The organism is Citrobacter sp. Cu231, from assembly GCF_030332265.1.
Classification (GTDB): Bacteria; Pseudomonadota; Gammaproteobacteria; order Enterobacterales; family Enterobacteriaceae; genus Citrobacter; species Citrobacter meridianamericanus.
The window spans coordinates 19170-42873 of the sequence record NZ_JAOWIE010000030.1 but is presented as its reverse complement, the minus strand read 5'-3'; the positions used below and the strand labels follow the sequence as shown (position 1 = coordinate 42873).

At 51.4% G+C, this 23704-nt stretch carries 25 protein-coding genes; 6 read left to right on the top strand and 19 right to left on the bottom strand.

From position 1 onward, the window contains the following. Nucleotides 1–4: 4 nt before the first annotated feature. Genes citT through citC form a run of 7 tightly spaced genes read right to left on the bottom strand, consistent with a single transcriptional unit; the run spans nucleotide 5 to nucleotide 6742 of the window. Nucleotides 5–1468 (bottom strand): citrate/succinate antiporter CitT, encoded by a 1464-nt coding sequence (gene citT, locus OGY15_RS06230; protein ID WP_151218741.1) that lies wholly within the window; start codon nucleotides 1466–1468, stop codon nucleotides 5–7. 25 nt (nucleotides 1469–1493) lie between these two features. Continuing rightward, nucleotides 1494–2399, bottom strand: a complete 906-nt coding sequence (citG, locus tag OGY15_RS06225; RefSeq protein WP_151218742.1) for a triphosphoribosyl-dephospho-CoA synthase CitG — start codon at nucleotides 2397–2399, stop codon at nucleotides 1494–1496. Beyond that, nucleotides 2368–2922 (bottom strand): citrate lyase holo-[acyl-carrier protein] synthase, encoded by a 555-nt coding sequence (gene citX / locus OGY15_RS06220; protein ID WP_151218743.1) that lies wholly within the window; start codon nucleotides 2920–2922, stop codon nucleotides 2368–2370. Before citX ends, citG begins: the two co-directional genes overlap by 32 nt. A gap of 3 nt (nucleotides 2923–2925) precedes the next feature. Then, nucleotides 2926–4458 (bottom strand): citrate lyase subunit alpha, encoded by a 1533-nt coding sequence (citF, locus tag OGY15_RS06215; protein WP_187259426.1) that lies wholly within the window; start codon nucleotides 4456–4458, stop codon nucleotides 2926–2928. Nucleotides 4459–4467: 9 nt separating this feature from the next. Then, nucleotides 4468–5376 carry an aldolase/citrate lyase family protein gene (locus OGY15_RS06210; protein ID WP_286538798.1) on the bottom strand — a complete coding sequence of 303 codons (909 nt, stop codon included), beginning with the start codon at nucleotides 5374–5376 and terminating at the stop codon, nucleotides 4468–4470. Next, nucleotides 5373–5669 carry a citrate lyase acyl carrier protein gene (citD, locus tag OGY15_RS06205; protein WP_151218745.1) on the bottom strand — a complete coding sequence of 99 codons (297 nt, stop codon included), beginning with the start codon at nucleotides 5667–5669 and terminating at the stop codon, nucleotides 5373–5375. The genes OGY15_RS06210 and citD overlap by 4 nt, the downstream gene beginning before the upstream one ends. Then, entirely contained in the window at nucleotides 5666–6742 is a 1077-nt protein-coding gene (gene citC, locus OGY15_RS06200) for a [citrate (pro-3S)-lyase] ligase (protein ID WP_187252823.1), read from the bottom strand. The genes citD and citC overlap by 4 nt, the downstream gene beginning before the upstream one ends. 392 nt (nucleotides 6743–7134) lie before the next feature. Between citC and dpiB the strand changes: the two genes are divergently transcribed. Continuing rightward, a complete protein-coding gene (gene dpiB, locus OGY15_RS06195; RefSeq protein ID WP_286538796.1) occupies nucleotides 7135–8796 on the top strand; it encodes a sensor histidine kinase DpiB in 1662 nt (553 codons plus the stop codon). Beyond that, nucleotides 8765–9445: a two-component response regulator DpiA gene (dpiA, locus tag OGY15_RS06190; RefSeq protein ID WP_151218747.1), complete on the top strand. Its 681-nt coding sequence runs from the start codon at nucleotides 8765–8767 to the stop codon at nucleotides 9443–9445. The genes dpiB and dpiA overlap by 32 nt, the downstream gene beginning before the upstream one ends. A gap of 149 nt (nucleotides 9446–9594) precedes the next feature. Here dpiA and dcuC read toward each other — a convergent pair whose 3' ends face one another. Continuing rightward, the gene (gene dcuC / locus OGY15_RS06185) at nucleotides 9595–10977 is read right to left on the bottom strand and encodes an anaerobic C4-dicarboxylate transporter DcuC (RefSeq protein ID WP_151218748.1); all 1383 of its coding nucleotides are present in this window, start codon (nucleotides 10975–10977) and stop codon (nucleotides 9595–9597) included. A 463-nt stretch (nucleotides 10978–11440) separates the two neighbouring features. On the opposite strand from dcuC, the gene pagP reads away from it, so the two are divergent. Together pagP and cspE are read left to right on the top strand one after the other, a co-directional pair. After that, nucleotides 11441–12004 (top strand): lipid IV(A) palmitoyltransferase PagP, encoded by a 564-nt coding sequence (gene pagP / locus OGY15_RS06180; RefSeq protein ID WP_151218749.1) that lies wholly within the window; start codon nucleotides 11441–11443, stop codon nucleotides 12002–12004. A 189-nt stretch (nucleotides 12005–12193) separates the two neighbouring features. After that, nucleotides 12194–12403, top strand: coding sequence for a transcription antiterminator/RNA stability regulator CspE (gene cspE, locus OGY15_RS06175; RefSeq protein ID WP_000034825.1), 210 nt, complete (start codon nucleotides 12194–12196; stop codon nucleotides 12401–12403). A 51-nt stretch (nucleotides 12404–12454) separates the two neighbouring features. Here the strand turns inward: cspE and crcB are convergent, their stop codons facing one another. Continuing rightward, nucleotides 12455–12838, bottom strand: coding sequence for a fluoride efflux transporter CrcB (gene crcB, locus OGY15_RS06170; protein ID WP_151218750.1), 384 nt, complete (start codon nucleotides 12836–12838; stop codon nucleotides 12455–12457). A 90-nt stretch (nucleotides 12839–12928) separates the two neighbouring features. Between crcB and OGY15_RS06165 the strand changes: the two genes are divergently transcribed. Further along, nucleotides 12929–13717, top strand: coding sequence for a deaminated glutathione amidase (locus tag OGY15_RS06165; protein ID WP_151218751.1), 789 nt, complete (start codon nucleotides 12929–12931; stop codon nucleotides 13715–13717). A gap of 128 nt (nucleotides 13718–13845) precedes the next feature. Beyond that, nucleotides 13846–14049, top strand: coding sequence for a twin-arginine translocase subunit TatE (gene tatE, locus OGY15_RS06160; protein WP_016152230.1), 204 nt, complete (start codon nucleotides 13846–13848; stop codon nucleotides 14047–14049). A 97-nt stretch (nucleotides 14050–14146) separates the two neighbouring features. Here the strand turns inward: tatE and lipA are convergent, their stop codons facing one another. The 10 genes from lipA to OGY15_RS06110 form a co-directional block, all read right to left on the bottom strand. Beyond that, a complete protein-coding gene (lipA, locus tag OGY15_RS06155; RefSeq protein WP_151218752.1) occupies nucleotides 14147–15112 on the bottom strand; it encodes a lipoyl synthase in 966 nt (321 codons plus the stop codon). 205 nt (nucleotides 15113–15317) lie between these two features. Next, nucleotides 15318–15959 (bottom strand): lipoyl(octanoyl) transferase LipB, encoded by a 642-nt coding sequence (gene lipB, locus OGY15_RS06150; RefSeq protein ID WP_151218753.1) that lies wholly within the window; start codon nucleotides 15957–15959, stop codon nucleotides 15318–15320. Between the two features lie 112 nt (nucleotides 15960–16071). Continuing rightward, the gene (ybeD, locus tag OGY15_RS06145; RefSeq protein ID WP_003022706.1) at nucleotides 16072–16335 is read right to left on the bottom strand and encodes a DUF493 family protein YbeD; all 264 of its coding nucleotides are present in this window, start codon (nucleotides 16333–16335) and stop codon (nucleotides 16072–16074) included. A gap of 106 nt (nucleotides 16336–16441) precedes the next feature. Next, the gene (dacA, locus tag OGY15_RS06140) at nucleotides 16442–17653 is read right to left on the bottom strand and encodes a D-alanyl-D-alanine carboxypeptidase DacA (protein ID WP_003022711.1); all 1212 of its coding nucleotides are present in this window, start codon (nucleotides 17651–17653) and stop codon (nucleotides 16442–16444) included. Nucleotides 17654–17795: 142 nt separating this feature from the next. After that, complete coding sequence (rlpA, locus tag OGY15_RS06135; protein ID WP_210904816.1) at nucleotides 17796–18905, bottom strand: endolytic peptidoglycan transglycosylase RlpA; 1110 nt, start codon at nucleotides 18903–18905, stop codon at nucleotides 17796–17798. 10 nt (nucleotides 18906–18915) lie between these two features. Further along, nucleotides 18916–20028 carry a peptidoglycan glycosyltransferase MrdB gene (gene mrdB, locus OGY15_RS06130; RefSeq protein WP_286538794.1) on the bottom strand — a complete coding sequence of 371 codons (1113 nt, stop codon included), beginning with the start codon at nucleotides 20026–20028 and terminating at the stop codon, nucleotides 18916–18918. Nucleotides 20029–20030: 2 nt separating this feature from the next. Beyond that, nucleotides 20031–21932: a peptidoglycan DD-transpeptidase MrdA gene (mrdA, locus tag OGY15_RS06125; protein WP_187252818.1), complete on the bottom strand. Its 1902-nt coding sequence runs from the start codon at nucleotides 21930–21932 to the stop codon at nucleotides 20031–20033. A 30-nt stretch (nucleotides 21933–21962) separates the two neighbouring features. Beyond that, the gene (gene rlmH / locus OGY15_RS06120) at nucleotides 21963–22430 is read right to left on the bottom strand and encodes a 23S rRNA (pseudouridine(1915)-N(3))-methyltransferase RlmH (RefSeq protein WP_003022725.1); all 468 of its coding nucleotides are present in this window, start codon (nucleotides 22428–22430) and stop codon (nucleotides 21963–21965) included. Nucleotides 22431–22433: 3 nt separating this feature from the next. After that, entirely contained in the window at nucleotides 22434–22751 is a 318-nt protein-coding gene (gene rsfS / locus OGY15_RS06115) for a ribosome silencing factor (RefSeq protein ID WP_151224921.1), read from the bottom strand. 255 nt (nucleotides 22752–23006) lie between these two features. Beyond that, on the bottom strand, nucleotides 23007–23618 hold the full coding sequence (locus OGY15_RS06110) for an adenosylcobalamin/alpha-ribazole phosphatase (protein ID WP_151218755.1): 612 nt from the start codon (nucleotides 23616–23618) through the stop codon (nucleotides 23007–23009). Nucleotides 23619–23704: the final 86 nt, after the last annotated feature.

Here is a 23704-nt window from a genome sequence, read left to right as displayed (position 1 = left end):
ATGATTAGCTCCACATTGCCAGAATCGGCCAGCCGACCAGCAGAAGCATAGAGATGTAGATAACGCCGAAGATAGCACCCAGACGCCAGTAGTCTTTGGATTTCACATAACCACAGCCGTAGATGATTACGCCAGGGCCTGTTGCATACGGAGTCAGACAGCCCATGATACCGATGGACAGCACCAGCAAGATACACAGGTGTTCCATCGGAACGCCCGGGATACCTTTACCAACCGCCAGAATAACCGGCAGCATGGTGGCGGTGTGTGCAGAAAGACTGGCAAACAGGTAGTGAGCAAAGTAGAACACCAGCACCAGCACGATTACGGTCGCGTTAGGCGAGAAGCCTTCCAGGTGCGTACTCATGGTGTTGGCGAACCAGTCGATAAAGCCTGAACGGGTTAATCCATTCGCCATAACGACCAGTGTGGCAAGGTTGACCAGGGTGTTCCATGCGCTGTTATAGCGGGTAATGTCTTTCCACGGTACCACGTGCAGCGCCAGCATCAGGGAGACTGCCAGCAGGCCCACTGCGGTTGCGTCAATCAGCTTACCACCGAAAACCCACAGACCCAGGCTCAGTATAACCAGACCGATCAGAGTCAGCTCTTTACGGGTCAATTTACCCATGGTTTTCAGTTCATCACCAGCCCATGCGGCAACTTCAGCACTGTGCGTAACTTCTGGCTTGTACAGAACATAGGACAGCCACGGAGCAACGATCAGCAAAATAATACCAACTGGCAGGAAGCTGAGGAACCACTGCAACCAGCTGATTTGAATACCGGCAATTTTGTTGACGAATTCCAGACCCAGCACGTTAGGCGCAGCGCCGGTTACGAACATAGAGGAGCTCAGGCTGGTACTGATAACCATCATCCACATCAGATATCCGCCGATACGGCGCGCGGAAGGATCGTTTGGGAATGATTTAAACAGCGGCGGCAGGTTTTTGATAACCGGGAATACGGTCCCACCGGTACGCGCGGTGTTAGATGGTGTAAACGGCGCCAGCAAAATGTCGATAATAACAATCGCATAGCCCAGCGTCAGGGTACGTTTCCCCATGAATTTCACCATAAACAACGCGATACGGCGACCCAGACCGGTGACTTCATAGCCCAGCGCGAAAATAAACGCGCCAAACACCAGCCACACGGTCGTGCTGGAGAAGCCTGCCAGACCCCATTTCAGCGCTTGCTTACCCGCTTTAAACGCCGGGTCGGCCAGCTCTGAAGCATCAAATAGCAGATAGTTGCTGCCGATGACGCAGATCGTTACGGCGATAAAGCTAATCGCTGTTGCCGGGATTGGCTCAAGGATCATCCCGACAATCATTGCCACGAACACGGCAAAGTAGTGCCAGGCCTGCGGGGGCATTCCATCAGGGACGGGGATAAGAAACATGACGCCCATGACGATCAGTGGGGCCAGCAACTTCCATATTTTATCTTTTGCTAAAGACATGTGTGTGATTCTCCGGAAAGGATCTTTAATTGTGATAATGATGAACTTGTGAAATCTGAGCTAAGAACCAGGTGATGATCAGCAGATCGGCACAGCCTCCAGGGCTGAGATTGCGTTCAATGCACTGTTGGTCGAACTGGCGCAGGTATTCGAGATCGGCAGGGGTGCGAATTCCCCCTTGCTGCAACAGTGTGGCGGCCTGTTGTTGTAGCCAGCGCAGACCTTCAGCGCCACCGCGAGAGGCCACGTTGGTATCGCCATTGATGGACATCAGCAGCAGTAACGTATCGAGTAACGCCAGTTCAGGATCGCGCCCCTGTGCCAGCAGGGCACGGTAGTGCGGCAGAGCATGCTGGATGACTAACGGGTAACCCGCTTCGGCTTCACCTCGTGCGCCGGTTAATCCCAGTTGCTGATAAAGACGTTGGCCAGCCGTGAGTTGTTGATTATTCTGGCGCAGTTCGCGCTCGGTCAGGCCACGGCAAAATGCGGCTGCCGTAGAGCAAAGGATTTCAGGAGTGACGGTCAGGCCTAGCTGGAGCAGGCGGCCAATGGCGGCACACAGTAGTCCCAGTGAAAAGATGCTCCCTTTATGGGTGTTCACCCCGGCGGTGGCGCGAAACATGTCGGCTTCGCAGGCCATGCCCAGCGGCCGCAGCCCTTGCAGCACATCTTCAGGCGACAATTGCGCGCTAAACGCCCCGTATTCAATAAAACGCGGCAGCCAGGCCTGAATCGCCTCAGCGCTGCGATGGAAATCTTCCAGCGCCATATCTTTATGTGCGCCGTTGTTAAAACGATCCACCAGACCCGGTTTGGGCGACAGGTTGACTTCAGTCAACATGGCGCGCCACGCAAGCGTTGCGTAGGCATCCGGGAGATCCAGAGGAAGGACTGCGTTATGGGGTGATGTTGCGGGAATCGGCATCATGCAGCAGTGCCTCCATTTGAGTCAGTAAATCGGAAAGCGCGTGAGTTTTACCCCGCGCACAGTCGGCAGCACTTTGCCCGCACAGCAGACAGCGACGGGCAGGGAGTGCGAAATGACGCCGGGACAGAATTTCCCCTTCTGGGGTCAGGACATCGATGTCCCACAACCGTCCCAGCGGGTGAGAATGCTCAAGCTCAATGGTGGCGAGCTTGAGGTCATGGGCCGGAGCCTCAATAGACAAAAGACCTTCCGGACCGCTGGCCGAAACCAGCGCTGTTTGCTCCCTGATAATCCAGGCAGATTTTTCTGCCAGTGCGAGCAGGGCGGTTACGCCGTGATTAAAGATGCGACGGGTTAATGCGCTGTCTTTAATCGGACCCGGTGCAACCACAGTGAATGAGACCAGTGGCGCGTGGTGGCGCGTCAGCCAGGCATGTTGCCTTGCTTGTCTCTCATCGCGGCTGGCGAGCAGCTCGGGAATCGAAACCGCGTGTTGGGTGGCGAATTCAGGGAGCAGGTGCATGGCTTATTCCTTCACCTGATGCACAACGTCAATCACCGAGCCATCGCGATAACGCACAACGGCAATCACACGATCGGTGAATTCGATAGCGCGTGGTTGACCAGTAAGTTGCTGAGCTCGTTCGCGCAGCCATTCAATGGATACCACTTTCATACCAGCTTCTTTCAGACGTTCTGCCAGTTCAGGACGCGCAGGGTTGACGGCGATACCGTGGTCAGTGACCAGGATATCGACGCTGGAGCCCGGCGTTACGCAGGTCAGGACGTTATCAACCAGCGTCGGAATGCGTCCGCGAACCAGTGGAGCAACAATGATGGAGAGCGCAGCGGCAACTGCGGTATCGCAGTGACCACCGGATGCGCCGCGCAGTACGCCGTCAGAGCCGGTCAGGACGTTAACGTTGAAGCTGGTGTCAACTTCCAGCGCACTCAGTACCACGACGTCCAGACGATCGACAGATGCGCCTTTCGAGCCCCAGTTGGCATACTGGTTGGCACTGATTTCAATGTGGTTTGGGTTGCGGGCCAGCGACTCAGCCGCGTTACGGTCGAAGCTCTGCACGTCCAGCAGTTTGCGGATCAGACCTTTTTCGTGCAGATCCACGATGGTGGCGGTGATGCCGCCCAGCGCGAAGTCAGCACGGATATCGCGGCTGCGCATTTTGTCTTCCAGGAAACGCGTCACGGCCAAAGAGGCGCCGCCGGTTCCTGTCTGCAGTGAGAAGCCTTCATTGAAGTAGCCGGAGTTAACAATGACGTCTGCTGCGCTACGGGCGATTAACAGTTCACGTGGGTTGGTGGTCATGCGGGTCGCATCAGCACCGATTTTGTCTGCATCGCCAACCTGATCGATCTGGACGATCAGATCCACCTGATCCTGCGTAATGCTCGCCGGGTTATGTGGGTAGGTCAGTAGCTGTTCTGTCAGCAGGACAACCTGTTTTGCGTTTTCGGCATCAACGCGAGCATAGCCCAGTGAGCCGCAGCATGCTTTACCGGTATAACCGTTGGCGTTACCAAACTGATCGCAGGACGGTACGCCGAGGAAGGCGACATCAATGCTGAGTTCGCCGCTTTGTACCAGGTGTACACGGCCACCGTGGGAGTGGATCTGGACTGGTTCTGCCAGCAGGCCACGGGAGATCTCTTCCGCCAGCGGGCCACGCAACCCGGAGGTATAAATACGGCTGACTACACCCTGACGGATGTGCTCAACCAGTGGTGCATGGCAATCGCTCAGAGAGCTGGAGGCCAGCGTCAGGTTTTTGAAACCCATCCTGGCGATGGCGTCCATCACCAGATTAATCGTCAGATCGCCACCGCGGAAAGCGTGGTGGAAAGAGATGGTCATGCCATCCTGTAAACCCGAACGACGAATGGCGTCTTCCAGGTTAGCGCACAGCTTTTTGTCGCGCGGTTTTTGCGCCTGTAATTCTACTTTTGCGGTGCTCTGATAAGCGGAAAGCTCACTTTCTGCATGACGGCTCCAGGTCGCCACGCGATCCTGGCGTTGAGACTGTTCGATTTTCTGCGTCATTTTTTTGCCTTATTCTTCGCGAATGCCTGAAAGTTCTGCACGGGAGATAACCAGAAGGGCGCGCTCGATAACCGGGCTGTCGACCATTTTGCCGTTGAGGGAAACTACGCCACGACCCTCGCGAGCGGCGGCTTCAGCTGCCTCCACGACCAGGCGCGCATGAGCCAGCTCTTTGCGCGTTGGGGCGTACAGGTTGTGCAGGAGTTCGATCTGGCGCGGGTTGATCAGCGATTTACCGTCAAAACCCAACTGCTTGATGTGTGCAGCTTCGTGCAGGAAACCTGCTTCGTTGTTGGCATCGGAATACACGGTGTCGAACGCCTGAATACCGGCAGAGCGTGCCGCCTGCAAAATAGAACAGCGGGCAAACAGCAGTTCAGTACCCTCCGGCGAGCGCTCAGTACGCAGGTTACGCACATAATCTTCCGCACCCAGAGCAATGCCGATCAGACGCTCGGAAGCGTGGGCAATTTCTACCGCGCGGGTAATGCCTAACGGCGATTCGATAGCGGCTAACAGACCGGTGCTGCCGGGCTCACGGCCACAGGCTTTCTCGATACGCAGAATTTCGCTTTCGATGTCGATGACATCCTGCGCGGTATCAGTTTTCGGTAAACGCACGATGTCTGCACCACCGCGTACCACGGCTTCGAGATCGTTAATGCCCCATTCGGAGTCGAGGGCGTTTACACGCACGATAGTTTCAACGTCGTGATACAGCGGATGCTGCAGGGCGTGATACACCATACGGCGGGCAGTATCTTTCTCGCGCAGCGCGACGGAGTCTTCGAGGTCGAACATCAACGCATCTGCCGGGTAGATGAACGAGTTGCTGACCATGGCGGCATTGGCACCAGGTACGAACAGCATGCTGCGGCGGGTACGGGTTTTACGTTGATGTAAAGATGCGGAAATCACTGGCAATCCTCCCATGGCAGTGCCGAAATACCACCAGCGCGGGCCAGTAGTGCTTCCAGTCGCGCACGTAAAATGCAGTCCAGTGCGCCTTTATCATCAACATTTAATTGCACGCCGCGTACGTTGTAGCGGGACAGAACGTCCAGAATGGTGGTCCGGATGGCATCACCGAACTGTTTTTCGACGCTACTGTTAACCTGCAGGTCAATATCCTGCGAATCGAGTGGGGCGATGCGAATCATCACATCACCGGACTCAAGTGTGCCTGCGACGGCTGCCTGGTTTATTTTCATTTTTCACCTGTTGCTAATGCGGGGGTATTTTGGCGGACTGCCGCACCCGATGAGGCTCGTTCAACCATGCTTTGCAAGTAGTGCAGCGTGGCGTCAGGGACCAGGGATGCGATAGCCGTGAGATCTTTTTTAACCAGCAGCTTGCGCACCCAGGAGGCGGAAATCGGCATCTCCTGGAAACACAGCCGCTCAATTTCCACCAGTTCAATTGGTGGGGCGGGAAGCGTTGGGGTCTCCAGCCAGTAACGCATATCGTTGTTGTACTGGGAGGTGACGGTGCAATACGGCTCGGTACCGACGAAGCGGTGCGTAACGCCGAGAGCCGGGGCCAGATATTGGCGGAAGATTTTCAGGTCAATTTCGGTGTAGCAGTGGTTAATAACGCTCTGCTCTTTGATGAAGTAGCACGGGAATGTGGCGCGGGAAATGATATATTCCGAACCGCGATGCACGGTTAAACGTGGAATGTCTTTTGTTCCTTTAAGCACCAGATCCAGTCGGTCTTCATACGGAAAACGCGAAGTATCCTCTTTGACCAAAAACAGATGCAGCCAGTCACATTGTGCGGCTGCCTGTTGGATCAGAAAACGGTGTCCGTTGGTGAAGGGGTTGGCGTTCATGACGATACAACCAATTTTTTTCCCTTCACGACGCAGTTTTGCCAGAGATTCAGCGTAACGCTTCAGACGCGTGGTGCTGTTTTCCATCAGCACCATAATGCCGGGAACGCTGGTCAGCGTAGAAAAGCCACACTGTTTAAACAGCGATTCGTACTCGGTTTTGGTATAGATGAAGAGGTGCGTACAGTGGCGCTCATAGGCGAGGTTGATTAACTCGGTCGCCAGTGTCAGCGCTAAGCCTTCGCCGCGTACGGATTCGCAGATGGCGACACACTTAATGATATTGCCAGCAATACCGCCACAGGCGATCAGGCGGTCATCACGGGTGACGGTGATAAATACTTCAACGGTGGTATCAACGCTCAAATCATTTTCTTTCAGAAATTGCGCGATAGCCGCCATCTTTTTATTTTCTGAGCGTTTAACTTGCGTGAATATATTATTACCGAACATAGTGAAAAGAGTCCCGATGCTATATTTTGTTACTGGGTTTCTGTTTTTGTTGCTCCGCTTAGCAACTTGATAACGTTTTGTTCGCAATTGAAGGGAATGGTTTTTTATTACCGAGTATTTCTTTTTTTCCCTGATGCATACATCGTAAGGGGTATTTTGGAGGTAATTTTTGATTTATTTCACAATAAGTTAGAAGGTTTTAATGTGTTTTATGGTTTTAAGTTTTTTAATTAATTTAACCCCCAAATAACCGGTGGTTTTTATTTGTTTAATTGATTTAAGGTGGGGAATCTGCAACGATCTTGCTTTATACCGTAACGTGTAAATAGAACATTTTAATTACAACTACAATGATAAATAAGTTTTGGTTAATGTCGGTGAGGGAAGGGGTGATGACAGAACAGAAAAATAAAACAAGGTTTCCTTTTTTTCGTCGCCTGGCATTTCCATTGCGTATCTTTCTGCTTATTTTGGTCGTTTCCGTTTTTATTATCGCCGCGCTAGCGCAATACTTTACCGCCAGCTTTGAGGATTATCTGGCAACGCATGTCCGAGATATGGCGATGAACCAGGCCAAAATCATCGCCTCTAACGACAGTATCATCACTGCGGTGAAACATCGCGATTACAAGCGTCTGGCGACCATTGCCGACAAACTGCAGAGCGGGACTGACTTTGACTATGTGGTTATCGGGGATACCCACTCTATCCGGCTTTATCATCCGAATCCGGAAAAAATTGGCTACCCGATGCAGTTCACCAAGCCTGGTGCGCTGGAAAAAGGGGAGAGTTATTTTATTACCGGCAAAGGGTCGATTGGGATGGCGATGCGCGCCAAAACCCCGATCTTTGACAACGATGGTAAAATCATTGGTGTTGTCTCCATTGGCTATCTAATCAGTAAAATCGACAGCTGGCGTTCGGACTTTTTACTCCCCATGGCAGGGGTGTTTATTCTGTTGTTGCTGGTACTGATGCTGCTCTCCTGGTTCTTTGCCGCCCATATTCGGCGGCAGATGTTGGGGATGGAGCCCAAACAAATCGCGCGGGTGGTGCGCCAACAGGAAGCGCTCTTCAGCTCGGTGTATGAAGGGTTGATTGCCGTGGATCCTGATGGATATATCACCGCAATAAACCGCAGCGCGAGGAAGATGCTGGGGTTGTCTTCACCTGGGCGAAAGTGGCTGGGAAAACCGGTTAACGAGGTGGTTAAACCCGCAGACTTTTTTACCCAGCAGATTGCGGAAAAACGTCAGGACGCAATGGTGAACTTTAATGGCCTGAGCGTTATCGCCAACCGGGAGGCGATTCGCTCCGGCGATGAGCTGCTCGGCGCCATCATCAGTTTTCGTAGTAAAGATGAAATTGCTACCCTTAATGCGCAATTAACGCAAATCAAACAGTATGTAGAAAGCCTGAGAACGCTGCGCCATGAGCATCTGAACTGGATGTCGACCATTAATGGCCTGCTGCAAATGAAAGAATATGATCGGGTTCTGGCAATGGTGCAGGGGGAATCCCAGGCGCAGCAGCAGCTGATTGACAGCCTGCGCGGTGCGTTTGCCGATCGCCAGGTCGCTGGTCTCTTATTTGGCAAGGTGCAGCGCGCGCGGGAGCTGGGCCTTACTATGATCATCGTTCCTGGCAGCCAGTTGCATCAACTCCCCGAGGGGCTGGATAGCACAGAGTTTGCAGCAATTGTTGGCAATCTGCTTGATAATGCATTTGAAGCGAGTTTGCGCACCCAGCAAGGCAACAAGGTCGTCGAACTCTATTTGAGTGATGAAGGGGATGACGTCGTCATCGAAGTTGCCGATCAGGGATGCGGTGTGCCGGACGCGCTACGTGAAAAAATATTTGAGCAGGGTGTGAGCACCCGTACCGATGAACCCGGTGAACATGGCATCGGTTTGTATCTGATTGCAAGTTATGTGAGGCGCTGTGATGGGGTGATTACGCTCGAAGATAACTCCCCTTGCGGTACCTTATTTTCTTTATTTCTTCCGAAAGTGAAAAAAAATAATGACGGAACCATTAACGCTGTTGATCGTTGAGGATGAAACGCTACTGGCGGAAATGCATGCTGAATATATCCGCCATATACCCGGATTTAGCCAGATATGGCTGGCGGGTAATCTTGCACAGGCAAGGATGATGATTGAGCGTTTTAAACCCGGTCTGATACTGCTCGATAACTACTTGCCGGACGGCAAGGGAATTACGTTGTTGCATGAGCTGACTCAGGCGCGCTATCCGGGCGGCATCGTGTTTACCACGGCTGCCAGCGATATGGAAACGGTCTCCGAGGCTGTGCGCAGCGGCGCGTTTGATTACCTGGTCAAACCCATAGCCTACGAGCGCCTGGGGCAGACGCTGACGCGCTATCAACAGCGCAGACGCATGCTGGCCGGTAATGACAGCGCCAGTCAAAAACAGATTGACGAAATGTTTAATGCCTATGCCCGTGGCGAGCCGAAAGGTGATTTGCCGACCGGGATTGATGCGTTAACCCTGAATGCGGTGTTGAAGTTATTTGCCGATCCGACGGTACAGCACACAGCGGAAACGATCGCTCAGGCTCTCACCATCAGCCGTACCACCTCCAGGCGCTACCTCGAGTACTGTGCCAGCCGTCATTTGATTATTGCGGAAATTATTCACGGTAAAGTAGGCAGACCGCAGCGTATTTATCACGGCGGTTAATACACGTCATCCTTTAAGCTGCCACTTTGTTGGCGGCGTGAAGAAACCCCAGTCACATAGTTATCTATGCTCCTGGGGATGTCTTCACTTGCCGCCTCAATGCAGCTTAAATGATTTTGTGTATCACGGTCAGATAATGAAAGTTATCGTCAACCGCCAATCAGAGCAGACGTAGCGGGTACCATCACTTCAGTGGCGATAATCACCACCAGCAGTCCAACCAGAACCGGAACCGAGGTACGTTTAACTACTTCGAACGGAGATATTTTTGCCATACCTGCGACAGCGACAACCACGCCGGAGACCGGGGAGATGGTGCGTCCAAGATTTGATGCCTGCAACATCGGGATAGCAAGATATGCTGGGTTAATGCCAGAAGAGTGAGCCAGTTTAGGGATCATCTCAACGAAGGCATAGAACGGTGCGTTACCGGAACCTGTGGTCATTGCCGCCAGCATGGTCAGGATAACCAGCACCAGCATCAGAATAATACTCGCTGAGCCAAACGAGGTGGCGATAGAAATCAGGCTCTGAATAAAGCCGATAGTGCTCAAGCCCTGGGCAAATACACCCGCCGCGACGAGCAGCATCACTACGTTAGCAAAGGCGTCCGCCATGCCCCGGTAAGCGACTTCCAGACCTGAAAACACCTTCTGGGTGTTGAATCCGCGCACAAATTCCAGAACAGCAGCGATGAGCATGCACAGCACCAGAATTGTGATGATGTGCAGTTGTGGACCCCATTTACCATCAAAAATCAGCACGCCAACGATCGGTGTAAACGGCAGGATGGCATAAAACGACGGAGCGGTAGTGGTGATTTCTGCCACGTCTAACATTTCGTGAGAAATGTGCTCTTTTTTATCCAGGTAGCGCTGCCAGAAAAAGTGGGCAATCGCCATAGCAATGATGGCGGCAATGGAAATCGGCAAAGTGGTTTTAAACGCGAAATCGATGAGCGGCATTTCTGCGGCTTTTGCCGCTAGCACCACATCACCGGATGTCGGCGAAAGAATAATAGCAGCAGGAGAGGCACAAATAGCCGCTGCAGCACCACGGCTGATTCCAACGTTAACCATGACCGGGAACAGCGTTGCCATCAGCAATACGCCCAGGCCGGTAGCTGACGAGACGGCCAGGGACATCAGACAGGCGACAAAATAGGCGGCAATCATAAGCAGATAAGGTGAATTGATGTACTGCAGCGGCTTAGAGGCAAGCTTAACTACCATATCGTTTGCGCCAATATGCGTCATATAGGCAGCAAAACCACACAGCATCATAATCATCATGCCGAGATCGCCACCACGGCTCATCAGCAAAATTTTAATATATTCAACAATATCTGTTGCGGTATAGCCCGTCGTTGCCGCGCTGGACGGCAAAACTTTATGCCCCATCAGCGCACTGATAATCAGCAAAACCAGACCACCAACAAACAGTACGCCTGTGGCTGAATAACCTTTAATGATGTAGCGCGCCACACCCACAATAACCACAACCCCAATAAGGAGTTCAATAATTGTCAACATTGTTTCCCCTGTCGCATTGCTGCCCGGAAAGTAAAAAAAACTAAAAAAAGTAAAAAGTGGTGACAGAATGTGCCTAATAAACTGATAACTCTTGCTGATTGAAATCAATAAAAATACGGATTAAAGCGATAGCTAAGTCGTTTTTTCAGCATCGCGGCAAACAAAAGAATCTCACAATAAAAAACTGTGATGCGCAGCACTGATGTGAGTGTTTTGTAGCTATATTGATTCCCATTTGTTAATTTATTGTGATTTTATTTAACTTTTTCCGGAGGGAAGAGCAATTTATTGGCAATAAAGAGAAAATAGTTCCTCTGAGATGGCTCAATATATAAAGGGATAATTATCTTAAAAATTATAGGCTGAGGATTATTCTGATTTTTTATTTGTGCGTTTTTGTTAAGCTAACATTAAGGTTGGGTTTGCTAAAATTAGTAATAAATCCCAGGATGGTAATTAAGTTGTGATTGTTGCTAAACGATATTTTCTCATTTTTTCATTTCTTTTTATTCAGTTAGCTTTCATTCCACAGGGAGCAGCTGATGATAAAGGCTGGTTTGCTACTTTTAAAGATAATGTCAGTGAAACCTGGCAGCAACCAGAACATTATGATCTGTATGTACCTGCTATTACCTGGCATGCGCGTTTTGCCTACGATAAAGAAAAAACGGATCGCTACAATGAACGTCCCTGGGGGGCTGGATTTGGTCAATCCCGTTGGGATGATAAAGGTAACTGGCACGGACTTTATATAATGGCCTTTAAGGATTCCTACAATAAATGGGAACCCATTGGCGGTTATGGCTGGGAAAAAACCTGGCGACCACTGGCTGATGAAAATTTCCATGCGGGCCTCGGTTTTACCGCCGGTTTCACTGCGCGCGATAACTGGAACTACATTCCGATCCCGGTGCTGTTACCGCTGGCATCAATTGGCTATGGTCCGGCAACGTTTCAGATGACCTACATTCCAGGAACGTATAACAACGGCAACGTCTACTTTGCCTGGATGCGTTTTCAGTTTTGATAGACTACCTGTATTGTCAGGTGGTTTATTAAAAAACTTTTTAAAAACAGATATATAAGAGGTTTAACTGAAAAATAACGCGACATTTATCACTTTTTGATAAAGTTCGACTGGACAAAGTGCATCACAATTGTTGTACTGATACCCGACACAGCATTTGTGTCTATTTTTCATGTAAAGGTAATTTTGATGTCTAAGATTAAAGGTAACGTTAAGTGGTTTAATGAGTCCAAAGGATTCGGTTTCATTACTCCGGAAGATGGCAGCAAAGATGTGTTCGTACACTTCTCTGCAATCCAGACCAATGGTTTTAAAACTCTGGCTGAAGGTCAGCGTGTAGAGTTCGAAATCACTAACGGTGCCAAAGGCCCTTCTGCTGCAAACGTAATCGCTCTGTAAGCATACGACAGCAAGCATTCAAAACCCGCTTAATTGCGGGTTTTTTTCGCTCTAATGTGCGGGTGAGGCGGAAATCAGCCAGAATGCCAGGGCGGTCATCGCAAATGATCCCAACAGATTAACCAGTACATTCACCATAGCCCAACCTAAGCGTCCTTCCTGAAGTAAAAACACCACTTCGGCTGAAAAGGTGGAGAACGTTGTTAACCCACCGCAAAAGCCTGTGGTGATCAACACTTTCCACATAGGGTCAATGTTGGTCATGCGATTAAACCATGCCAGACCCATCCCAATGATAAACGCCCCAAGTAAGTTTGCCGCAAGCGTACCGAACGGAATAGCCTGATGCAGCGGGTTAAACCGCATACTCAACATCCATCTTGCTACGCTACCTGTACCACCGCCGATAAAAACCGCTAAAAGGAGTTGTAACACTACGTAATCCTGCTATTTGATTGTATAGAGAGTGAGTTTAACGCTGAATAATCATTGTTGGCGAGCTTAACAAAGATTTCTGGAGGGAATATGTTTGTTGCAGCAGGGCAATTTGCCGTAGGACCTTCATGGAAAAAGAATGCAGAAACCTGTGCCTTACTGATGTCTCAGGCGTCAGGTGAGGGGGCGTCGCTGCTGGTATTACCGGAGGCTTTGCTGGCACGCGACGATTCTGACCCTGATCTGTCCGTGAAATCAGCCCAGTTGTTGGAAGGTGGGTTTATGACGCGTTTATTGCGTGAAAGCGCGCAAAATGAGATGACGACAATCCTGACCATTCATGTCCCCTCTGTTCCAGGGCGGGCATTTAACATGCTGGTGGCGCTACGTGCAGGCCGGGTCGTGGCCCATTACGCGAAATTACATCTCTACGATGCCTTTTCGATTCAGGAGTCACGTAATGTGGATGCTGGGGACACCATCGCGCCGCTGCTGGACGTTGGCGGATTAAAGGTAGGGTTAATGACCTGTTATGACCTGCGCTTCCCTGAGCTGGCCTTGGCGCACGCATTGCAGGGGGCAGAGATCCTCGTTTTGCCCGCGGCCTGGGTGCGAGGAGCGCTTAAAGAGCATCACTGGGCTACGCTTTTGGCGGCAAGAGCGTTAGATGCGACTTGCTACCTGATTGCGGCTGGAGAGTGTGGTAACAAGAATATTGGTCAAAGCCGGGTTATCGATCCCTTTGGTGTAACCATTGCCGCCGCGGCAGAAACGCCCGCACTCATTATCGCCGAGGTTTCTGCCGAGCGGGTGAGACAAGTCAGGGCACAACTTCCGGTGTTAAGTAACCGGCGTTTTGCGCCACCGCAATTATTATGACGTTTTTTTAAACAAGGCTTGATTCACCTTGTTACAGATTGCTATTGTGTGCGCGCGTCGAAAGGCCGTTAATATTCTCAGGTTAATATGGCGCTTTATGCAGCCTGGTTTAAGTCAAGAAGGTATCTATGGGTGAGATTAGTATTACCAAACTGCTGGTGGTTGCCGCACTGGTTGTTCTGCTGTTTGGTACCAAGAAGTTACGTACGCTGGGTGGAGACCTGGGGACGGCAATCAAGGGCTTCAAGAAAGCTATGAACGATGATAATGCTGATGCCAAGAAAGAGGCTGATGGTAGCGTTCAGGCTGAGAAGCTTTCTCATAAAGAGTAATGTCAGGAGCATGATGCTCATACTGCATACTCTGCATGAAAAAAAACCGGCAATTTGCCGGTTTTTTATTGGTGATATGTAAGTGAGTATTACACGATTACTTCACTTCCAGCCCTTTGGCCTGCATGTCAGCATGGTATGAAGAGCGAACGAATGGGCCGCAAGCTGCATGGGTAAAGCCCATGGCCATGGCCTCTGCTTTCATCTCATCAAACTCATCCGGGCTTACATAGCGTTGAACCGGCAGGTGGTGACGGCTTGGCTGTAAATATTGCCCCAGCGTCAGCATGGTCACGCCATGATTACGCAGGTCACGCATAACCTCAATGATTTCAGCATTGGTTTCACCCAGACCCACCATCAGACCTGATTTCGTCGGAATCTCAGGGTGTGCTTCTTTGAAACGTTCCAGAAGCTTCAGCGACCAGTTGTAATCTGCGCCAGGACGTACATTGCGATAAATACGCGGTACGTTTTCGAGGTTGTGGTTAAACACGTCCGGCGGTGTGGCTGTGAGGATATCCAACGCACGATCCATACGACCACGGAAGTCAGGCACCAGCGTTTCGATTTTAATTGACGGGCTCTTCTCACGAATAGCAGTGATGCAGTCAGCAAAGTGTTGAGCACCGCCGTCACGTAGATCGTCACGGTCAACGGAGGTAATGACCACATAGCGCAGCGCCATGTCAGCAATCGTCTGAGCCAGTTTTAACGGCTCGTTGGCATCAGGGGCAACCGGGCGGCCATGGGCAACGTCACAGAATGGGCAACGGCGGGTACAGATTGCGCCGAGGATCATAAAGGTTGCGGTTCCGTGATTGAAACATTCCGCCAGGTTAGGGCAGGACGCTTCTTCGCAGACAGAGTGCAGGCCATTTTTGCGCATTGCTGCTTTGATGCCCTGGATGCGGGTGGAGTCCGCTGGCAGTTTTATTTTCATCCATTCCGGTTTACGCAGCAGGGCTTCACGCTCTGTTGCCACATTTTTTACCGGGATAAGAGCCATCTTATCGGCATCGCGGTATTTAACACCGCGTTCCATCACAATGGGTTTACTCATAGCTTGCGTGTTCCAGTTGCGAATTACGAAGGAAAGCGTTTCAATTCAAGGGAATGTTGCATTTATCAACTATTTTTGAATTAGTGATACGCAGTATATCATTGAAACGGGCCAGAAAGCAGCCTGACAGGCTGGCAAAATGTAAAATAGTTGTTGTTTTGTGCCATTTGCCACAACATTTGCCGTGGCAAAGTATGACCGAATTTTAGTCTGCAACGTACTCGTGCGGTGGGTTACCCAACAGCGCTAAGATGTTGGCTAGCAGTAGGGGGCGAACGCTCTCGGTCGTGGCTGCGCTATCCCACTGCGATACTTTCGCCATCTCCATCCCGGCGTAACCACAAGGATTGATACGCAAGAAAGGCGACAAATCCATATCTACGTTGAGCGCTAAGCCGTGAAACGAACATCCTCTACGAATACGTAATCCCAAAGAGCAGATCTTCTTCTCCCCGACGTATACGCCAGGCGCATCGGCTCGCGGGTGGGCATCAATACCGATTTCCGCAAGCGTATTCACAACGGTTTGCTCCAGCAGCGTTACCAGTTCGCGAACGCCAAGTTTACGACGTTTCAGGTTCAACAGCACATACATGACCTGCTGGCCTGGCCCGTGGTAGGTCACCTGACCACCACGATCGCTCTGGATCACCGGAATATCTCCTGGCATCAATACGTGTTCTGCTTTACCTGCCTGGCCCTGGGTAAAGACAGGATAATGCTCTACCAGCCAGATTTCGTCATGGCTGTTTTCATCGCGGGTATCGGTGAATTCGTGCATGGCCAGAGAGACTGGCTCGTAGGATTGCAGACCGAGCTGGCGGACAAGAATTTTATCCTGATACAAAACGGCATCTCCGTAGATACTCACATAGAGTAGAGAATGTTAAAGAGGGGAAAGTATATCACAGGGGGAGAGGGGTTACCCGGGCGGGGATGCGCGGGTAACCGACAGGTTTTTACAGCACCATGCGTACGATATCGATATTACCTAACTCTTCGTACAGCGTTTCAACCTGCTCAATGTGCGTAGCGGTAATGGTGATTGAGACCGAGTGGTAATTGCCTTTGCTGCTCGGTTTTACCGTCGGAGAGTAATCACCTGGCGCATGGCGCTGTACCACTTCAACCACCTGATCAACCAGCTCAGGCAACGCCTGCCCCATTACTTTGTAAGTAAATGGAGTAGGGAATTCAAGCAGTTCGTTAAGTTTGGTTTTCATGTCAGCTCCGGCGTTACATCAATAAATAATAACTCCCACGGCGTGTGGGAGTTATCTGGATACCTAGTATATGGGGACGTAAATCACACTTTCAAGTGTTCGATTTTTAGCCAAACCAGTGATGGAACATTAATTTAATGTAATCAATGATTTTCCCAAAGAAGTTGCCTTCAGGGATTTCCTGCAGGACTACCAGCGGGCGCTGCTCAATGGTTTTACCATCCAACTGGAAGTTGATGGTGCCGACCACCTGGTTTTTCTGCAGCGGTGCGTGCAGTTCCGTAGTGTTCAGCACATAGCTTGCTTTCAAATCTTTCATGCGGCCGCGCGGAATCGTCAGGTACACGTCTTTATCGACGCCTAACGATGCACGATCGGTATTACCAAACCAGGCTGGTTCTGAAGCAAACTCTTTACCCACTTTCAGCGGATTCACTGTTTCGAAGAAACGGAAGCCCCAGGTCAGCAGTTTTTTACTTTCAGTTTCACGGCCTTTATAGGTGCGCCCCCCCATAACGGCGGAGATCAGACGCATCTGGCCTTCGGTTGCGGATGCAACGAGGTTATAGCCAGCTTTGTCGGTGTGACCGGTTTTGATACCGTCGACATTCAGGCTGTTATCCCACAGCAAGCCGTTGCGGTTTAACTGACGAATGCCGTTAAAGGTGAACTCTTTTTCTTTATAGATAGAGTATTCGTTAGGCACGTCGCGAATCAGCGCCTGGCCAATCATTGCCATATCGCGGGCCGAGCTGTACTGACCGTCAGCATCGAGACCATGAACAGTCTGGAAGTGGGTATTTTTCAGGCCCAGCGCGTTCACATAGCTGTTCATCAGACCAACGAAAGCATCCTGGCTACCGGCCGCGAAGTCCGCCATCGCCACGCACGCATCGTTCCCTGATTGCAGGTTAATACCACGGATCAACTGAGAAACAGGAACCTGCATACCAGGTTTGAGGAACATCAGCGATGAACCTTTAAACACCGGGTTACCTGTAGCCCATGCGTCATTGCCGACGGTGACCAGATCGGTTTCTTTAAATTTCCCGGCTTTCATTGCCTGGCCGATGACGTAGCTGGTCATCATTTTGGTCAGACTGGCGGGGTCACGGCGAGTGTCCGCATTCTGTTCTGCGAGAACTTTACCTGAATTGTAATCAATCAGGATATACGACTCCGCATCGATCTGCGGAACACCCGGGATCATGGTTTTAATATTCAGGTCATCGGCATGGGCAGCAGAGAGAGAAGCTGCGCAGAGAGCCGCGGTGAGCGCCATACGCTGCACGAAACGAGCGGAAAAAGTGGTCTTCATGGTCAGAACTACGACGTCCGTGATGAAATTAAAAAAAGAGCCCTACTATAGCAAATACATAACTGGCAGGCATCTGACTTTCCGCGTGACTTTGTTAATGTCATTTACAGAAATTGACAATTCAGATGCCTGATTGAAGTTATTACACGCCAGTGATGAAGGACTGTAATTGCGCTTCGGATTGAAGACGCTGCTGCAATGTGGAGGCTTCAGTTTTGCTGGCGAAAGGCCCCATCTGGATACGCCAGACTGCACCGTTTTGCACCACTCGCCCTGGGACGCCAAACTGCTGACTTAAGCGTTTTTGGTACTGTTGCGCACGAGCTTGATCGCTCACCGCACCAACCTGAACCACGTAACGTCCGTTAGCCGTTGCTGCCGGAGCAGGAGCTGCGACGGTTGCTGGTGTTGTTGCCGGTGTGGTTGGTGTTACCGGTGTGGTGGTTGCCGGTTGCGGTGCAGGAGTAGGTTCGCTGCCTTCCAGCACGCCTGCCGCGAGCGTAGTCGGCGCACCGAGGAATCCACCGCTGTTTACTGGCGCGCCGGTTGGATCATCGCTTTTCAGCGTGGAATTGCTGATCGGACGAATATCGCCCTGCGGCTGACCTGCATCCGATGGAGAAGGCATGCTTCCCATGTTGCCGCCACCGCTTAAATCAGGACGCGAAGGCAGGGCATACGTTTGTTTCGCGACGGTGGTACAGGCCATACCCGGCCCGGACAATGAACCATCCTGGGCGACGATGATCGGGTCGATACGCACTTTGGTATTGTTGGAGGTGTTCAGACGATCGGCGGCGGCACGCGAAAGTGAAATTACACGATCGTTGCCATAAGGACCGCGATCGTTAATGCGTACGACGATCATTCTGCCGTTTGCCAGGTTAGTAATTCTGGCATAGCTTGGAACGGGCAGCGTCGGATGCGCAGCGGTCAGCTGCATCGGGTCGAACGTTTCACCAGAGGCCGTCAGGTTGCTTCCTGGCTCCGCATCATAAATAGCGGCAAGCCCGGCCTGGCTAAAGCGAGAGGGATCCTGGACTATTTTGTAACTCTTACCATCTCGTTGGTAATCCTGATTCGCCGTTGGGTTCAGGGGTTCAAAGCGCGGATCGGCCCCGCTGATTTCAACAATCGGACCATTACACACCGCAGGCTGCGGGGCGACAGCAACCTGTTGCTGACCATCATCATTCGAACACGCCGCGAGCATTCCTGCTGCGATGCAGATACCAAGCCACTGCTTACGCATTGCGTACCCCTTACACGCTTTTCGACAACATTTTTCTATGGGTGTGGATCGACATAACAATCCCGAACCCGGCCATCAGCACGATAAGTGCTGAGCCTCCGTAACTGACCAGTGGGAGTGGAACGCCAACCACGGGCAGAATACCGCTCACCATACCAATATTTACGAAGACATAAACGAATAATATCAACATTAAGCCACCCGCCATGACGCGGCCAAAGGTGGTTTGCGCGCGAGCAGCGATCCATAACCCGCGCATAATCAGCAAAATGTACAGCGTCAGCAGAATCAAAATGCCCACCAAACCCAGCTCTTCTGCTAACACCGCGAAGATAAAGTCGGTGTGACGCTCGGGTAAAAACTCAAGCTGCGACTGCGTGCCGTGCAGCCAGCCCTTGCCGCGCAGCCCGCCGGAGCCAATAGCAATTTTTGACTGAATGATGTGATAACCCGCGCCCAGCGGATCGGTTTCCGGGTCGAACAACATCATGACGCGCTGACGCTGGTAATCATGCATCAGGAAGAACCACAGTATCGGGATAAACGCCGCAACCAGAACCACCGCAACACCGATTAAGCGCCAGCTCAAGCCGGAAAGGAACAGGACAAACAGACCGGAAAGGGCAACCAGAATAGAGGTGCCGAGGTCAGGTTGTGCAGCAACCAGCAGCGTCGGCATGAAAATCAATACCAGCGCGATGGCGGTATTCTTCAACGACGGTGGACAGACGTCACGGTTGATAAAGCGCGCGACCATCAGTGGGACGGCAATTTTAGCGATTTCTGAGGGCTGAAAACGCACAATACCCAAATCCAGCCAGCGCTGCGCGCCTTTGGAAATGGCGCCGAAGGCGTCTACCGCGACTAACAGAATAATGCAAAAGATATAGAGATAAGGCGCCCAGCCTTCATAAACCCGGGGCGGAATTTGCGCCATTACCACCATGATGACCAGACCCATTGCGATCTGGCCGACTTTGCGCTCCATCATGCCAATATCCTGGCCGCTGGCGCTCCAGATGACTAACGAACTGTAGACCAGCAGTGCCAGTAAGATAAGCAACATTGTGGGATCGATGTGAATTTTGTCCCAAAATGTTTTTTTGTTCGGATTATCCGTCACGATTATTGGTCCTCAGCTGCTGCAACCGCGGGGTTTTCTGCTGGCAGATTGGTGTTGTTGTCGCCCAACATAATGTGGTCAAGGATTTGGCGCATAATGGTGCCTACCGCCGGACCTGCTCCGCCGTTTTCAAGGATCATGGCGACAGCGACCTGGGGTTTATCATAGGGTGCGAAGGCCGTCATCAGCTTGTGGTCACGTAAACGCTCGGCGATCTTATGCGCGTTATAGGTTTCATTCGCTTTCAGGCCAAAGACTTGTGCGGTACCGGATTTCGCCGCAATTTTGTAAGGTGCGCCAGCAAAATACTTGTGTGCAGTCCCGTTCGGGCGGTTCGCTACGCCGTACATACCATCTTTCGCGATTTCCCAGTAACCAGAATGAATATCGCCAACGGGCGGTTCTTGTGGCTGTACCCACGGTACCTGTTTGCCGTTTTCTGCCGTGCTCATCAACAGATGTGGGACTTTTATCAAACCGTCGTTGATAAGGATCATCAGCGCTTTACTCATCTGGATTGGGGTTGCTGTCCAGTAACCCTGACCGATGCCGACCGGAATGGTATCACCCTGGTACCATGGCTTTTTAAACCGTTTTTGCTTCCACTCGCGGGTTGGCATATTACCGGAGCGTTCTTCAGCAAGATCGATGCCGGTATATTTGCCGTAGCCAAATTTACTCATCCACTCTGAAAGTCGGTCAATCCCCATATCATAGGCGATTTGATAGAAAAACGTATCCGCGGACTCTTCCAGAGAGCGGGTGATGTTCAGATGACCATGCCCCCATTTTTTCCAGTCTCGGTAACGTTTCTCAGAGCCAGGTAGCTGCCACCAGCCCGGATCGAACAGGCTGGTATTACGGGTGATAACGCCTGCACTTAACGCAGAAACCGCAACGTAAGGTTTAACCGTTGACGCTGGAGGGTAAACGCCCTGCGTGGCGCGGTTAACCAATGGGGTGTTCGGGTCATTGAGCAACGCGGAGTAATCTTTGCTGGAGATGCCATCCACAAACAGGTTCGGGTCATAGCTTGGCATGGACACTAGCGCCAGTACACCGCCGGTACGTGGGTCGGTAACCACCACGGCAGCGCGACTGCCTGCCAGCAACGTTTCAATGTACTGCTGAAGTTTCAAATCAAGGGTAAGATAGATATCATGCCCGGCCTGCGGCGCCACTTCTTTAAGCTGGCGAATGACGCGGCCACGGTTGTTCACTTCAACCTCTTCATAGCCGGTCTGACCGTGAAGCACGTCCTCGTAATAACGTTCAATACCCAGCTTGCCGATGTCGTGCGTCGCCGCGTAGTTGGCCAGCTTGCCGTCTTTGTCCAGGCGATCCACGTCTTTATCGTTGATCTTCGATACGTAGCCGATCACGTGAGTCAGTGCTGAGCCGTATGGGTAATAGCGGCGTTTATAGCCTTTAACTTCGACGCCCGGAAAACGATACTGATTAACGGCAAACCGTGCTACCTGAACTTCAGTCAGGTTGGTTTTTACCGGGATAGAGGTGAAGCGATGTGAACGGGCGCGCTCTTTTTTAAAGGCGGCAATGTCGTCGTCCGTTAGATCGACGACGCTACGTAGCGCGTCGAGCGTATCCTGAATGTTGTCGACCTTTTCCGGCATCATTTCTATTTGATAGATGGTGCGGTTAAGGGCGAGCGGAATTCCGTTGCGGTCATAAATGATGCCGCGGCTGGGGGCGATAGGCACCAGTTTGATGCGGTTCTCGTTCGAGCGAGTCTGGTAATCAGTAAAGCGAACGATTTGCAGATTATAAAGGTTGGCGATTAGCACGCCGGTGAGCAGCAAAATCCCCAAAAAAGCGACCAGCGCCCGGCGCACAAACAGCGCGGACTCAGCCGAATAGTCGCGAAAAGAATTCTGTAGTTTCATCCGCTGCTTAATCTACTCAAGAATCAATGATCACTCACGGTGATAAGGATGGTTGGTGGTAATGCTCCACGCCCTGTACAGACTCTCCGCGACCAGAACCCGAACAAGAGGGTGAGGGAGGGTTAACGCAGAGAGTGACCAGCTTTGTTCCGCTGCCGCTTTACAGGCCGGTGAGAGGCCTTCCGGCCCGCCAATCAGCAGGCTGACATCACGACCGTCCAGTTTCCAGCGCTCCAGTTCGGTCGCCAGTTGCGGCGTATCCCAGGGTTTTCCCGGGATATCAAGGGTGACGATGCGGTTTTTGCCTGCGGCGGCCAGCATCTGCTCACCCTCTTTGTCGAGAATGCGTTTAATGTCCGCGTTCTTGCCGCGTTTTCCTGCCGGGATTTCGATCAGCTCAAAGGGCATATCTTTCGGAAACCGACGCAGATACTCGGTAAATCCGGTTTGCACCCAGTCAGGCATTTTCGTACCGACAGCGACAAGTTGCAGCTTCACGCATTAACTCCAGAGTTTTTCCAGTTCATACAGGCGACGACTCTCTTCCTGCATTACGTGGACAATCACATCGCCGAGGTCAACGACGATCCAGTCAGCGACATTCTCGCCTTCTACGCCGAGCGGCATCAGGCCAGCAGAGCGGGACTCCTGAACAACGTGGTCTGCAATAGACATAACGTGACGGCTGGAAGTACCGGTGCAGATAATCATGCAATCAGTAATGCTGGATTTGCCCTGAACGTCTAAGGCGATGATGTCTTGACCCTTCAGGTCATCAATTTTGTCGATTACAAAATCCTGGAGTGCTTTACCCTGCAAGTGTTCCCCCTGGGTGAAAAAGAGTTAAAAACGTCTGTTAGTATACCTGAACCAGAGGCGATATCGGGACAAATGTCTCCGAAAGCGCTTGTGAAGTGCGCTATCATCCCACCCCACGCCACAGAATGCATCGCCATTTTTGTAAAACAATTTTTGCAAAGCTCTGAAGGGCAGGGAAAGTCAGGTTGCGGAGAATAACAGCCTGTCATGGGGTGTCAATGGGAGAGAGGCCCTTCAACAGAAAAAACAGCGCTTTCACTCGCCTTCACGCCATACGGCCCGGCTATTGAGTACTTTCAGAACCGCAAAATCGTCACAAAAATCAATGGCGCTCCAGCAGCCTTGTTCGACGCGGAAATGCCACATTGCTGCGGCTGGCATGGAAAGCAGGCGGGCTATCAACACACTCAACACGCCCTGATGACTGACTACCAGCAGGTTTTGGCTCGCTTTATATTCAGTAAGTTGGGTAATAAAGCGTTCCACTCGCTGGGAAAACACCTGAAAACCTTCGCCATTGGTGGGCGTCGCATTCTGCCAGTCGTTACACCACACGGCGTAATTTTCGGCATCTTCGTGCGCCAGATCGCGATGGTGGCGCATTTCCCAGTCGCCAAAAAACATCTCATTGAGCTCAGGCATATTACGCACGGGAATCTCGCGATCGCCTAAGATCAACTGCGTTGTATGGCGGGCGCGCTCCAGCTCGCTGCACAGAACGTTATCGACAGGGACATTGCGTAATAGTGTACTCAGCGTTTGCGCCTGAGCTATTCCCCTTTCTGTTAGCGGTGTGGGGGCGTGTCCGCTATATAAACCCGCGACATTGGCTTCTGTTTCGCCATGACGCACTAACCAGAGTCTCATGTTTCCCTCGTAAGGCTATTCGCGCAAAATATGATGTTTGCCCTGATTGCACAGAGATTTTTCACTAAAATACCCTTTTTTATGTG